Origin of the sequence: Streptacidiphilus monticola, assembly GCF_042658505.1 — a bacterium.
Lineage (GTDB): Bacteria > Actinomycetota > Actinomycetes > Streptomycetales > Streptomycetaceae > Streptacidiphilus > Streptacidiphilus monticola.
The window spans coordinates 19,245-32,559 of sequence record NZ_JBHSQJ010000031.1; the positions used below are offsets into that span (position 1 = coordinate 19,245).

General features: G+C 71.9%; 14 protein-coding genes. 4 read left to right on the top strand and 10 right to left on the bottom strand.

Going from position 1 to position 13,315, the window contains the following annotated elements:
- Positions 1–2 precede the first annotated feature (2 nt).
- The 7 genes from ACFP3V_RS08420 to ACFP3V_RS08450 all read right to left on the bottom strand — a co-directional run bounded on the left by ACFP3V_RS08420 (position 3) and on the right by ACFP3V_RS08450 (position 8,392).
- The gene (locus tag ACFP3V_RS08420) at positions 3–626 is read right to left on the bottom strand and encodes a hypothetical protein (RefSeq protein ID WP_380581462.1); all 624 of its coding nucleotides are present in this window, start codon (positions 624–626) and stop codon (positions 3–5) included.
- Entirely contained in the window at positions 626–2,887 is a 2,262-nt protein-coding gene (locus ACFP3V_RS08425; protein ID WP_380581464.1) for a hypothetical protein, read from the bottom strand. Before ACFP3V_RS08425 ends, ACFP3V_RS08420 begins: the two co-directional genes overlap by 1 nt.
- A 22-nt stretch (positions 2,888–2,909) precedes the next feature.
- On the bottom strand, positions 2,910–3,302 hold the full coding sequence (locus tag ACFP3V_RS08430; protein WP_380581466.1) for a hypothetical protein: 393 nt from the start codon (positions 3,300–3,302) through the stop codon (positions 2,910–2,912).
- A gap of 164 nt (positions 3,303–3,466) precedes the next feature.
- Positions 3,467–4,438, bottom strand: coding sequence for a COX15/CtaA family protein (locus tag ACFP3V_RS08435; protein WP_380581468.1), 972 nt, complete (start codon positions 4,436–4,438; stop codon positions 3,467–3,469).
- A gap of 48 nt (positions 4,439–4,486) precedes the next feature.
- Positions 4,487–5,776, bottom strand: a complete 1,290-nt coding sequence (locus ACFP3V_RS08440) for an acyltransferase family protein (RefSeq protein ID WP_380581470.1) — start codon at positions 5,774–5,776, stop codon at positions 4,487–4,489.
- Positions 5,777–5,785: 9 nt separating this feature from the next.
- Positions 5,786–7,945 (bottom strand): bifunctional polysaccharide deacetylase/glycosyltransferase family 2 protein, encoded by a 2,160-nt coding sequence (locus ACFP3V_RS08445; protein ID WP_380581472.1) that lies wholly within the window; start codon positions 7,943–7,945, stop codon positions 5,786–5,788.
- Between the two features lie 21 nt (positions 7,946–7,966).
- On the bottom strand, positions 7,967–8,392 hold the full coding sequence (locus ACFP3V_RS08450; protein ID WP_380581474.1) for a hypothetical protein: 426 nt from the start codon (positions 8,390–8,392) through the stop codon (positions 7,967–7,969).
- A gap of 211 nt (positions 8,393–8,603) precedes the next feature.
- Between ACFP3V_RS08450 and ACFP3V_RS08455 the strand changes: the two genes are divergently transcribed.
- From ACFP3V_RS08455 to ACFP3V_RS08470, 4 genes are read left to right on the top strand one after another with little or no spacing between them, the layout of a single operon-like run.
- Positions 8,604–9,596: a glycoside hydrolase family 26 protein gene (locus ACFP3V_RS08455; protein WP_380581477.1), complete on the top strand. Its 993-nt coding sequence runs from the start codon at positions 8,604–8,606 to the stop codon at positions 9,594–9,596.
- Positions 9,597–9,643: 47 nt separating this feature from the next.
- Positions 9,644–9,781 carry a hypothetical protein gene (locus ACFP3V_RS08460; protein ID WP_380581479.1) on the top strand — a complete coding sequence of 46 codons (138 nt, stop codon included), beginning with the start codon at positions 9,644–9,646 and terminating at the stop codon, positions 9,779–9,781.
- 9 nt (positions 9,782–9,790) lie between these two features.
- Positions 9,791–10,357, top strand: coding sequence for a hypothetical protein (locus ACFP3V_RS08465; RefSeq protein ID WP_380581481.1), 567 nt, complete (start codon positions 9,791–9,793; stop codon positions 10,355–10,357).
- Entirely contained in the window at positions 10,350–10,739 is a 390-nt protein-coding gene (locus ACFP3V_RS08470; protein WP_380581482.1) for an SCO4402 family protein, read from the top strand. Before ACFP3V_RS08465 ends, ACFP3V_RS08470 begins: the two co-directional genes overlap by 8 nt.
- A gap of 48 nt (positions 10,740–10,787) precedes the next feature.
- Here ACFP3V_RS08470 and ACFP3V_RS08475 read toward each other — a convergent pair whose 3' ends face one another.
- The 3 genes from ACFP3V_RS08475 to ACFP3V_RS08485 are packed head-to-tail and all read right to left on the bottom strand — an operon-like array spanning position 10,788 to position 13,304.
- Entirely contained in the window at positions 10,788–11,507 is a 720-nt protein-coding gene (locus ACFP3V_RS08475) for an ABC transporter permease (RefSeq protein ID WP_380581720.1), read from the bottom strand.
- Positions 11,508–11,554: 47 nt separating this feature from the next.
- Positions 11,555–12,484 carry an ABC transporter ATP-binding protein gene (locus ACFP3V_RS08480; RefSeq protein WP_380581484.1) on the bottom strand — a complete coding sequence of 310 codons (930 nt, stop codon included), beginning with the start codon at positions 12,482–12,484 and terminating at the stop codon, positions 11,555–11,557.
- Between the two features lie 10 nt (positions 12,485–12,494).
- Positions 12,495–13,304, bottom strand: a complete 810-nt coding sequence (locus ACFP3V_RS08485) for an AAC(3) family N-acetyltransferase (protein WP_380581722.1) — start codon at positions 13,302–13,304, stop codon at positions 12,495–12,497.
- Positions 13,305–13,315 lie beyond the last annotated feature (11 nt).

Genomic DNA, 13,315 nt, shown 5'->3' on the forward strand with positions numbered 1-13,315 from the left:
CGTCACTCCCCGCCGGTCAGCGGCGGGAGCGCGGGGGCGGCGTCGGGGAAGGCGAGCGGATTCCCGCAGGGCAGCTGCCGGGCCACCGCCCTGGAGACCTTGAGCGCGACGGCCGCGTAGGCCTGGCGCACCTTCTCCGGCGCGTCCCCGTTCCCGATCAGTGGGTAGGGGCCGTGGTCCACGCCGACCTCGGCGTACGACGCGCCCGGAACCGTCGTGCCGTCGCAGCGGAAGTACACCTCGACGGCGTCGCGCTCCGGGTACAGGACGATGCCCGGGCCCAGGGTCACCGGGGCCACCGGGGAAGCCCCGCCCACCGAACTCTTCGGCACCGCGCGGGTGCTGACGTTCAGCAGGGTCCGGTCCCGGTTCCACCAGACGAGGCACTGGCCGGCCGTGCCGCCCCGCTCCAGTCCGGACGTCGCGGTGTGGAGGGTGGAGGTGGACGCCTTCCCGTCCGCTCCCGCGAGCGGCTTCAGGTCGGCGGCGGTCAGCAGGCCCCAGCAGGCGCTCCCCGGGAGGTCCGCCGACTGCCACGGCTTCCACCACAGCCCCACGGCGTCGGCGACGCCCGCCAGGGCCGCCGTCGCCGCCGCGAGGACCGGTCGGGTCCGGGTGCTTGCCATCAGCTGTAGGGCCCTTGGGTGCGCGCGTCGTCGCCGGCGCCCAGACCGTAGCCGTTCTGGGCTCCCTTGGCGGCGGTGTCCGCGTAGTCGTCGATCTTCTGGGAGTCGAGCCCGGAGCCCTGCATGGCGTGGTGCACCGCGTTCCGGGCGGCGTCCATGGTGGCGTTCTGCGCCTGGACGTCGAGGTCGTTGCCGTCGTGGATGCTCTTCAGCGTGCTGTCCTGGTGGAAGCCGTCGGCCAGGTGGTCGATGTAGCTCGACACCCCTTCGTTCAACGCGCCGCCGACGACCGGGACCGCGTCGACCTTCGAGCCCAGCGTCATCGACCACACGGTCTTGGCGACCTCCGTGTTGCGGTCGATGGCCGCGTTGTACTGGGCGTCGGAGGCGGCGTTGTTCTGCTGCAGCTCCTGCACCCGGGCCTGGCCGAGGATGCCGGTGGCGACGCCGCCGTCGTGCGAGATGTTGCTGAACACGTCGCCGAGCTGCGGGTCGTGCGGGTCGCTCGCGTGCGCGACGTTCTGCAACTGGGCCGCGGTGTAGCCGTTCTGGGCCTGCAGCACCACGCCGTAGGAGTCCGGGTCGCGGCCGAGGGCATGCAGCAGCTGCCGGGTGTCCGTGGTGTTGAAGTGCGCGTCGCTGCCGAAGACCGGGAGGCGGGTGGTGGTGTTGTTGAGCGAGCGGTCCACGTCCCCGATGTACGAGCCGGTGATGTGCGCGACGCTCTCGTTGAGCGGGGAGAACAGCGGGTTGCCGTTGTGCTCGCCGCTGAGCAGCTCGGGGTGGCTGCCGAAGCGGTGCACGACCTGGTTGGCGAGCGCCGCCATCTCCGGCGAGTGCTGGGGCAGCGGCGTGCCGTCGCCCGCGTCGTAGGGCACGCCGGTGGTGGCCGACTGCAGGGCGTGGCCCAGGGTGGCCACCTGCGCCTTGTAGGCGGCCGCGTACTCCTTGGGGCCGCCGCCCGTGGTGTCCGCGATGATCAGCGCGTTCTTGTCGCTGTCGCTGGTGAGGTAGTCGAGGTAGCCGTTGGGCGCGGTCTTCCCGGTGGGCGTGCCGTCGGCGCCGTACAGGGTCTCCGGGTTGTGGAAGAAGTCCAGCGACGCCCTCGGGTTGTGCCCGAGCGCCTCCATGGCGCCGGACAGCGGGTTGTAACCGGCGCTCGCGTCCTGGAAGTTGAGGCGGAGGTTGCTGTTCTCCCGGGAGCCGTCCGTCCACATCATCGGGTTCTTCTCGGACAGCTGGGTGATGTGCTCGGTGACCGGCAGCAGGAAGTGCTCGTCGTAGGTCCCGGTGCGCAGGTAGCTGCCGAGGATCTGGTACCCGTACACCTGGCCCTGCGGGTCGTCCGGATTGTTCGGGTCCGTCTGCATCTTCTCGGCGCCCGCCTTGCGCAGGCCCGCCTCCCACTCGTCGGAGAGGTGCGGCCAACGGTGCGTGTCGGTGGCCGTGGCGAGGGAGGAGCCGAGGCGCGTCTGCAGGTCCTTGAGCAGCGCGGTCCGGGTGGCGTCGTTCGCGCCGTTGCCGGAGGCCGTCCAGGACAGCTGGCCGTAGAAGAGCAGCGACTCCTTCGGGCCGAGCGACTGGAAGAAGGCGGTGGTGAAGCGGCTGTCGCCGGAGTGGGCCGCGAGCAACTGGTCCAGCTGCCTGAGCTGAGCGTCCGTCAGCTTGCCGCCCTGGCGGGCGAGTGCGGCCGCCTGCTGGGCCTCCTCCTCCGGGATGCCGCCGACCGGCCGGTCGTTGAACGAGGCGGAGTCGCCGGTGTCGGCGGACAGGGCTCCGGCGGCCGCGTCGTCGGCCTGCGTGGCCTGCTCCAGGGCCGCGGATATCCGCTGGGAGACCTGGTCGGCCAGCTCCTGGTAGCTCCTGGCGTAGTCGGGGTCGTGCCGGTCCGCCGGGTTGGTCGCCGGGGGCCAGTGGACCTGGCCCTGGTCGTCCACCGTCATGCCCTTGCCCTGGGCGTCGGCCACGGCGGCGTGCAGGTTCTTCTGGGCCTGGCTGAACTGGTCGTACGCGTCGCGCAGGGTCGCCGCGAGCGAGCTGGCCTCGTCGAAGGCGGCGAGGATCTGGCTGCGGGTACGGGTCAGGCTGGCGATGGCGTTGTCGGCGGCCGGGCCGGTCCAGTTGCTGGAGGCCAGGGGGTTGATCACCTGGCCCTCGTAGGCCTGGTCCACGTCCCACTGGCGGACCAGCCGGTCGAAGGAGTCGGCGGCGGCGCTCAGCGAGTCGAGCCTGGCGTTGGCGAGTTCGTCGTAGGTCACCATGGCGGTCCCGTCCTCTCCCCGGTCAGAGGGCCCGCATCCGGGCGGCGATCTGGTGGTCGGTCTGCGTGCTGTCGTCGGCGTGCACGGTGAGGTTGCGGCCGATCTCGGTGAGGGTGTTCGCCAGTACCTGGTACTGCTGCTGCCAGACCTCCCAGGCGGTGCCGAGCGCGCCGCCGGTGCGCCAGCCGGACAGGTCGCCCGCGGCTGCCGTCACGTCCGGCCCGGGCGCGCCGAGTTCGGCGAGCACCCGCGAGCCGAGCGCGTCGGCGTTGGCGCCGGCGGAGCGCAGGGCGTCCGGGTGCACCGTGGAGGTCGGCCCGCCGCCGGAGGTGGTGGTGATGGCGTCAGGCGTGCCGTCCAGGTCGGGGAACTGCTTCCGCGACTGGTCCGTCAACTGGCCCGACGTGTCGTACATCCAGGGATTGAGCGTGCGCTCGAGATCCTTGTTTCCCGCGTTCCCCAACAGACGTCCCCTGCCCCAGTAGTCTGCACACGTCACATGAGGATCGTGAGCATAGCAATACCGCCATGGACAGGACATTCCGGGTCGGGCCCGGGGCCCCGGCTCGACGGAGCCGGTCAGACCGCCTGGGCGGGGACGGCCAGCGCCTCGATGTCGGCGGGCCGGTCCAGTTCGCCGTCCGCCGGGCGGACGCGCAGCGCCAGGTGCAGCCGGAGCACCGCTACCCACACCAGCGCCGCGCCCAGCAGGTGGATGCCCACCAGCAGTTCGGGGACGTCGGTGAAGTACTGGACGAAGCCGATCACGCCCTGCGCCAGCAGCACGCCCAGGAACTCCTTGGCCCGGCGGCGCGGCACCGCGGGTGCGTCCACGGCCATCAGCACGAACACCAGGGCCAGCGCCAGACCGACCGTCACCATGGCGAAGTCCGCGTGGAACTGGGTGATCTTCTCCCAGGCGAAGGGCATCCGCTTCACGTCGCTGCTGTCGCCCGGGTGCGGACCGGTGCCGGTGACCAGGGTGCCGGCCACGATCAGCGCGGCGGTCACGCCGATGGTCAGCCGGGACAGCTGGATGATCGGGCGGCCGACCGTGCGCACCGGCGCCCCGTCCCCCTCACGGGTGCGCTGCCACATGCCGAGCGACGCCAGGATCAGCAGCGCGGAGCAGAGGAAGTGCACCGCGACGATCCACGGGTTGAGGTGGGTCAGCACGGTGATGCCGCCGACCACCGCCTCCAGCACGATGATCCAGAACTGCGCCCAGCCGTACCGGGTCACGCTCCTGCGCCACGGCTCGGCGCAGCGCGCCGCGAGGATGGCGATGCCGACGACGACGCAGATCGCGTCGGTCAGCATCCGGTTGCCGAACTCGATCGCACCGTGGATGCCCATCGCGCCGGTGGGCGCGAGCGTGTCCGAGGTGCAGGTGGGCCAGGTGGGGCAGCCCAGACCGGAGCCGGTCAGCCGGACCGCGCCTCCGGTGACCACGATGAGCACGCTGCACACGAGCGTGGCGAGCGCCGCCCGGCGGACCCAGCGGTCCGGGACGGTCACGTGCTCGGCGAGCAGGGAGAAGGGGGTACGCACGGGCTCATCCTAAATTGCCCCGATGAGCGGCCCGTGAGCGGGTGCGGGTCAGCCCGCCGCGTCGGCGTAACGCCTGCGCCCCTTGGGCCGGCGCGGGTACGGGAAGAGCCGCGGCCTGCGTTTGGCGGCCACGTCCTCCATCCACCCGAACAGGACGATGAACAGGGCGATCAGCGGTACCGCCACCACCAGCGGGAACCACTGGCTGACCAGCACCCACTGGAAGTGCGCGTAGACGAAGGGGACGCTCCACAGCGGATCGGTGATCAGCAGGGTGAGCACCAGCGCCACGTTGTGCCACAGGTAGACGCTGACGGCCCGTGAGTTCAGCAGGCTCACCAGGCCGTTGAAGCGTTCCAGCGGCCGGGGCCACTGCTCCCAGGAGGGGCTCAGGTGGAGCAGCAGCAGCACGAAGCCGAAGGACCACACCGCCTGGGCGAAGGGGACCGCCTCGAGGTCGTGGCCGATGCGCGGGTTGTCCACCGGCGCCCGCATCAGCCACCAGTAGCCGAAGCCCATGATGATCGGCGTCACCGAGGGGATCAGGTACTGCGGCAGCTTCTTGAGCAGGCCCTCGTGGTGCGCGATGCCCAGCAGCCAGCAGGACCCGAAGGTGGTGAAGTCGGTGAACGCCTCCATCGCGCGTCCGGACTGGTCCACGAGACCGGAGTTGACGACGAAGGATAGCGCCAGCGGGACGAACAGGGTCACCCACGGCAGCTTCCGCATCGCCTTGAGCATCAGCGGGGACAGCAGCACGTACCAGAGGTAGGCGCGCAGGTACCAGAGCGGGACCGCCATCTGCTCGGCCCAGGTGTGGTCCAGCAGGCCGCCGAAGCCGTGCAGCGGGGTGCCGAACGGCGGCTCGCTCAACGGCAGGATCCAGAAGGTGAGTTCGCCCCACCACCAGTTCGGGTGGTGCTTGAAGTTCGGCCCCCACCCGTCCAGGATCATGGCCGTCACCAGGATCGAGCCGAACAGCCACATGGGCGGCAGCAGTCGCCGCAGCCGGCCGCGGATGACGCTGAGCGCGGGCCTGCTGAGCGAACGGGCCATCAGCGAGCCGGCCAGCGCGAACATCACGCCCATGGAGGGGAAGACCAGCGGCAGCCAGGTCCAGCTGAAGTTGTGGTAGACCACGACGCGGACCAGGGCGAGCGCGCGCAGCAGGTCGAGGTAGCGGTCGCGGCCGCCGCCCTTCTTCTTCGGCGCGGGCGGCTCGGCCGGTGCCTCCGCGGTGTCGGCGTCGCGCTGCTGCGGCACCGCGCCCAGGTCGGGGATGCGCAGCGGCACGGTGTCCACGTGCCTGCCGTCGGGGTTGGGAGCGAGATACGTCACGGGCTCGCCTCAGCTTTCCTGGATGGGCAGGCCGACTTCGCCGGTGCGCCGCAGCTTCTGCCAACGCAGCCGGCCACCGGTGAGCGCGGTGATCCAGGACTGGAGCAGCACCATGTACATCAGCTGGCGGTAGACCACCTGCTGCAGCGGCAGGCTGATCAGGTGCCAGGGCTTCTCGCGGTCCAGCCGGAACGACCACCAGGCGCAGAAGCCCTGCAGTGCCATCACCGCGAACCAGGCGGCCAGGGTCTTGCCGGCGTCGACGAAGATCACGCCGTAGAGCATCGAGATGTCGATCATGGGGGCCAGCAGCGGCGTCACCACCATGAACAGGGCCACGAAGGGCAGCCCGACGCGGCCGAAGCGCCCGGCCGGACCGCGCTCCAGGACCGCGTGCCGGTGCTTCCACATCGCCTGCATGGTGCCGTAGCTCCAGCGGTAGCGCTGCGACCAGAGCTGGCTCATGCTGCCCGGGGCCTCGGTCCAGGCGCGGGCCTTCTCGGCGTAGACCACCCGCCAGCCGCCGCGGTGCATCGCCATGGTGATGTCGGTGTCCTCGGCCAGGGTGTCGTCGCTCATGCCGCCGGCCTGCTCCAGCGCCTCGCGGCGGAAGGCGCCGACCGCGCCGGGGATGGTCGGCATGCAGCGCAGCACGTCGTACATCCGGCGGTCGAGGTTGAAGCCCATCACGTACTCGATGTGCTGCCAGGCGCCGATCAGCGTGTCCCGGTTGCCCACCTTCGCGTTGCCGGCGACGGCGCCCACCTCGGGATCGGCGAAGGGCTGCACGAGTTCCTCGACGGTGGAGGGCTCGAAGACGGTGTCCCCGTCCATCATCACGATGATGTCGTGCGAGGCGTGCGCGATACCGGTGTTGAGCGCGGCGGGCTTGCCGCTGTTCGGCTGCCGCACCAACCTGACCATCGGCAGCGCGAGTTGTTCGACGATGGCGGCCGTGTCGTCGGTGGAGCCGTCGTCCACCACGATCACTTCGATGGGATGCCGGCTCTGGGCGAGCGAGAGCAGGGTGTTGGTGATGCACTCCTGCTCGTTGTAGGCGGGGACGATCACCGTCGCCGGCTCGGTCACCGGCGTGCCGTCGCCCCAACGGAAGCTGCGGCGGCGGGTCCTGACGACGTGCATGATCGACAGCAGCAGCATCAGCCCGAAGCGGGAGAAGACCAGCACGCCGACGACGGCCAGCAGCACCACGAGGTAGGGCAGCGCCCGGACCGAGAAGGTGGTGCACCAGAGGAAGACCTTGCCCGCCCAGAGGTCGTAGCCGGAGACGGGCGTGGTGGCCCTGATGCCCAGGGCTTCGCCGATGGTCTTGAACTGGTACCCCTCGGCCTGCAGCTTCTCGATGATGATCGGCAGCGCGGCCAGCGTCTGCGAGCGGTTGCCGCCCGCGTCGTGCAGCAGGATCATCTCGCCCTGGCCGGCCCACTTCGGCATGGCGGCGCCCACGATGGCGTCCACGCCGGGGCGCTTCCAGTCGTCGGTGTCCTTGTCGATGAAGGAGACCAGGTAGCCGTCCTTGCCCGCGTCCTGGGTGACCGGCCAGGACCAGTCGTCGAGGGCGTCCGCGGTGGAGGAGTACGGCGGCCGGAACAGGCTCGAGTGCACCCCGGCGACACCGGCCAGCGCGAGCTGGGTCTCGCCCAGCTCCCAGGTGAGCCGGGTGGTGGAGTGCAGGGCCATGTCGGCGTGCGTGAAGGTGTGCACGCCGATCTCGTTGCCGTCCGCGATGACCTGGCGGATCAGCTTGGGGTTGCGGATCGTCATGGCGCCGGTGACGAAGAAGTCCGCGTGGATGTGGTGGTCCTGGAGCACCTTGAGGATCTTCGGTGTCCATTGCGGGGAGGGTCCGTCGTCGAAGCTCAGGACGACGGTCTTCTCCGGGATGGTGTAGCTGACGGGCTTGTCGTTGTGCGCGCCGCGGGCGTCCACCACCGGTCCGCCGTCCAGCACGCTGCGCGGGACGGTGGTCTTGTCGACGGAGATGGCGATGCGCTCGTCGTGGAAGACCTCGTTGTTGGCCATGCCCCGCAGGACGAGCAGCACCAGCAGCGTGATCAGAAGGGTGACCGGCAGGAAGAAGCGCAGCGGCGGCGCGGCGAGGCGGCGCGGACGCAGGACGGACTGCCGGTTGCTGCGGTGGCGGGACATGGGCTTCCAGTGCTCTGGTGCTCAGTGGTGTGCGGTGGCGCGGGCGGCGCCGGTGGCGCTCGAGGTGGCGGTGGCGCGGGACTTGGTGCCGGTTCCCTTGCCGGAGTGGGTCCGTCTGGCCTTCGACGACGGGGGGCTCGTCGGCACCGGTGCGTCGAGGAACTGGCCGGGCGGGGTGGTGTCCACGTTGGCGGGAACCTGCATCGGCGGTGCCTGGGACTGCGTGCCGATCAGCCCGGCGGTCATCGCGACGGCGAAGCCGACGCTGACCGAGCCCACTAGCCAGCCGAGTCCGCGCAGGCGGCGGCCCCGGCGGCCGCTGTGGTCGACGAAGACCGGAGTCGGCACCGCCGCGGCCGCCTGCTCCGCCGCGGCGGACGAGGTCCCGCCGGGCGGGTTCACGGGGTGGACCCGGTCGAAGGGGTCCCACGTGGGTGTGGTGGTCACGGAGCCTCTGGCTTCCCGGGAGTTCCCGAACTGGGAACCGTGGTGTTCGCAAGCTAGTGCAGCCGCCTGAAAGCCAACTGACCGAAAGTTCGAATTAGGGGGAGATGTCCGCCGGGCGTGATCCGATTGATATGCAAGTCGGACCGGAATCGGATGGACTTCTCGGCAGGCTAGGGTGCTGCCGCGATCCACACCGTCGAACGGACCTGCGATGCCCCGCTCCGCTCTGCCGTCCCGCCGCGCCGTCCTCGCGTGGGCGGTGGGCGGGTCCGCCGCGCTGCTCAGCGCCTGCGGCGGCGCGAAGCAGGCACGGCAGCAAACGCAGGCGGCGGCCTTCGACCTGGCCCCCTACCTGCACCCGGGCGGTCGCCTGCTCGGCGTGGTCGCCGACGGCGGGCCGTGGAAGTACCAGACGGTGCAGGCATTCGCCGACGAGATCGGCCGCGCCCCGGACGTGCGCGAGTACTACCAGTCCTGGGGCGACGAGTTCGACGCGGAGGGCAACGCCTTCCTCTGGCAGCACGGCCAACTCCCCATGCTCGCCTGGGTTCCCGGCACCACCCCGCTCGCGGACATCGCCTCCGGCAAGGAGGACGCCTACATCGCCGCCTTCGCCCGGCAGGTCGCCGACTACCGCGGCCCGCTCGTGCTCAGCTTCGCCGGTGAGTTCAACGGGCCGTGGAACCCGTGGGGCCCCGGCCACGCCAAGCCCGCCCACTTCGTCCGCGCGTGGCGCCGCGTCCACTCCGCCTTCCGGAAGGCGGGCGCCGCCAACGTGATCTGGACCTGGACCCCGCACGTCGTCGACACCGGCACCCGTGCCGCGATCGAGCCGTACTTCCCCGGCGACGCCTACGTGGACTGGATCGGCCTGATCGGCTACTACGGCCCCATCGACGGCACCGCGTTCTCGACCCTGTTCACTCCGACCTTGAAGCGGGTCCGCAAGCTCAGCGCCAAGCCGGTGCTCATCGCCGAGACGGGCGTCGCCGCAGGCCCTCTGAAGCAGCGTCAGATCCACGATCTGTTCACGGGCGCCGCCGAGGCCGATGTGATAGGCCTGCTCTGGTACGACCAGAAGAAGACCTGGCCGGGCAGCAAGCAGCTGATGGACTGGCGCATCGCCACGTCCGCCGAGTCCCGCACCGCCGTCCGCATCGAGGCGGCCCGCGCGGACTTCGGCTACTCGCTGAAGCAGCCCTGAGTTCCGAGGTCCTGAGCAGTCCGCAGGCGGGGTGGGGGAAGGCCGGCATGGCCAGGGACGTGGTGCCGGTCTGTCTGGAACCGTCCGCGGCAGGGGACCTGGCACAGTTGACGGAGGTACCGGAGCGCGCCGTCGCCCCCTGCGGCGCCGAGGGGCGCGCCGTCGATCCGAGGCGGCAGAACTGAGAGGGCGTCATGTACGCAGCGGACGGGGTCCGTTGGAGCCTCTGGATCACCGACGACGCGCCGGCGGCCGCCTACCCGCGGCAGCGCCGGCTCCGCACCGGCTTCCCGGCGGGGGCCGGCACCGGAAGCCTCGGCTTCCGCGCACTGGTCGAGCTCCACCGGAACCACGGCGGCACGGCCCCGCGGTTCGTCCTGGGCGGCATGCTGGCGACGCGTCGAGGCCGGCATCTCGACCTCGACGTCCGCGAGTCGGGCGATGACTGGGCCGGGACGCCCTTCGAGGGACCGTCCGGGGTCCGCTACCAGCCGGGCCTTCCCTCCGAGTACAGCTGTGCCGTGCAGGACGGCTGCGCCGAGGAGCTGTCGGCCGGACAGCCCGTCGGCGGCACCCTCGTCATCGACCGGGCCGGACACATGGGGGAGAGCTCCCCGCTCCTCGCCCGCGAGGCCGCCGGCCTCCTGGTGCGCGCCCTGACCGTCCTCCAGCGCGGCGAGGACCCCCTCGCGGCGGCGGTGGCCCGCCTGGGCGAGCGGCCCGGACGAGCCGGGATCGGGAGCGGAGCGGGCCATGACTGACGGCGTGTCACCGCCCTACCAGCGTGCCCAGATCGTGGAAGCCCTCCGCGCCCTGGCGGACCAGGAGTACCAGCACCGCGTCTGGCTGGCGGGCGAGTATCCCGAGGTCGGCTTCTACGACGACTTCACCCTCAACGTGCACGTGCTCCACGACGACACGCTCGTGCTCCCCGACCCGGGCCGGTCGCTCGGGACCACGCTTCGCTCCCCGCGGGAGGTGGCGGCGATGGCGGCCGTCGGCGCGAGCCTGGAGGCCCTGTTCGCGGCCCTCGGCCTGGGCGTGTCGGACGCCGAGTACCTGGCCGCTCCCGAGTGGCGGACCGTACGGTCCGCGGCGGGCGCGGCCCTGGCCGTCCTGCAGCCTCCGCAGCCCGGCAGCTGACGCCGCCGCGTCTCGGCCCTGCGGCCGCCTGCGGGTGGGCCGCCGGGGCTACTCCCAGCGGAAGAAACGCCCCGCCAGCGCCAGGCCCACCACCGTCCACGCCGCCAGGATGCCCAGGGCGCCCCAGGGCATCCCGGCGCCGTGCTGGAGCACGTCGCGCAGGCCGTTCGACAGGGCCGAGATGGGCAGCGCGTCCAGCAGCGGCCGGACGGCGCCGGGGAACTTCGACAGCGGGACGACCACGCCGCCGGCCAGCAGCAGCAGGATGAAGACCAGGTTCGCGGCGGCAAGTGTCGCTTCCGCCTTGAGGGTTCCGGCCATCAGCAGCCCCAGGCCGGAGAACGCGGCCGTGCCCAGGACCAGCAGGAGCAGCACCGCGAGCGGGTTGCCGTGCGGGTGCCAGCCCAGGGCGAGGGCGATCACCGACAGCAGGGCGACCTGGAGCACCTCCGTCACCAGAACGCTGCCCGTCTTCGCGGTCATCAGCGCCCAGCGCGGCAGCGGGCTCGCGCCCAGGCGCTTGAGCACGCCGTACCGGCGCTCGAAGCCGGTCGCGATGGCCTGGCCGGTGAAGGCCGTGGACATCACGGCGAGCGCGAGCAGCCCGGGGGCCAGGAAGTCGACGCGCTTGCCGGGCCCGGTCGTCGACACGATGTCCACCGCGCTGAACAGCACCAGCAGCACGCTCGGAATGACGATCGTCAGCAGCAGCTGCTCCCCGTTGCGCAGCAGCAGCTTGGTCTCCAGCGCGGTCTGCGCGCGCAGCATCCGGCCGAGCGGGGCGGCACCGGGGGCGGGGGAGTAGGTGGAGGTGGTCACGCGCGCAGGTCCCGTCCGGTGAGTTCGAGGAAGACGTCTTCGAGGGTGCGCCGCTCCACCGCGAGCCGCTCCGGCATGACGCCGTTCTGCGCGCACCAGGAGGTGACCGTGGCCAGCAGCTGCGGATCGACCTCGCCCTCGACCAGGTAGCTGCCGGGGGTGAGTTCGGCGGCGGAGGTCCCGTCGGGCAGGGCCTTGATCAGCGTGCCCAGGTCCAGCCCGGGGCGGCCCTGGAAGCGCAGCGTGCCCTTGGCCTCGCCCCGGCACAGCTCCTCCGGGCTGCCCTGGGCGATCACCCGCCCGCCCTCGACGATGGCCACGTCGTCGGCGAGCTGCTCGGCCTCGTCCATGTGATGGGTCGTCAGGACGATGGACACGCCGTCCCGCCGCAGGTCCCGCACCAGGTCCCAGGTGGCGCGGCGGGCGTGCGGGTCGAGTCCGGCCGTCGGCTCGTCCAGGAAGACCAGTTCGGGGCGGCCGACCACGGCCATCGCCAGCGCGAGCCGCTGCTGCTGGCCTCCGGAGAGACGTCGGTACGGGGTGCGGCCACAGGAGTCCAGACCGAGCCGCTCGGCCAGCGCCGGCACGTCGAGCGGGTTCGCGTGCAGGGCGGCCATGTGCCGCAGCATCTCCAGCGCCCGCCCGCCCGGGTAGACGCCGCCGGACTGGAGCATGACGCCGATGCGCGGCTTGAGCCGCGCGGCGTCCGCCACGGGGTCCAGGCCGAGGACGCGGACGGTGCCGGCGTCCGGGCGGCGGTAGCCCTCGCAGGTCTCGATGGTCGTCGTCTTGCCCGCGCCGTTGGGGCCGAGCACGGCCGTCAGCGTGCCGCGCCGGACGGTGAGGTCGAGCCCGGACACGGCGGTCTTCTCGCCGTAGCGCTTGACCAGGCCGCTGATCTCGACGGCGGCGTCACTGCTCTGCATGGCGACGAGTCTACGAACCGCCCGGACGCCCCCGGTGCGCGGGGAGCCAGGCAGTGGCGAAGGCCACGGCCTCGGCCAGCGGGAAGAGCCGGCACTCGGCCGCGCCGACGCTCCCGGTGACCGGCGGGTGCGCGGCGGCGTAGTCGGCGCCCAGAGCGGCGAAGTCGTCGCAGTCGAGGTCGAGGTCGGTGACCGTCACCCAGGCCCGGCCCCGGGGACCGGCGACGGCGTGGCCGAACTCGGCCCGGACCGCGCCGGGGATCCGGTACTCGGCGAGGTGGAAGCAGGAGCAGGTGTCGAAGCCCGTCCCGAGCTGCAGCACGCGGGCTCCGGCGGCTTCGAGGCGGGCGAGGGGGCTGCGCTCGCCGAGCCGGCAGTCGAGCGCGTGATGGGCCGTCAGCTCGGCGGCGGCGGGGCCGATGGCGGCGAAGGAGGTGCACGGGTGGGCGGAGCGGATGGCACCCGGCCAGGTGCGGACCGTCTCGGGGATCCGTCCCACGCCGCGGGTGGGGGTGACGTGGGGGTCGTAGGCGGGAAGGTGCGCCCGGATCTCGGCCCACCACTCCTCCGGGACGGGCGGGTCGTGCCACCCGGCCGGATCGGTGTTGTCCCCGGAGAAGGCGGGGACGACGAGGGTCCCGGCCCCGCCGAGGGCGTCCAGCAGCGCTTCGACGACGGCGACGGCACCCCCGCAGACCCAGCCGAGGCTGGAGGGGGACGCGTGCAGGAGGAGGACGTCGCCCTCCTGGACGCCGAGCGCGCGAAGATCCTCCGCCAGCGACGCCCGTGTGCACAGCGGGCCCTGGACGACCTCGACCATGTGCAGAGTCT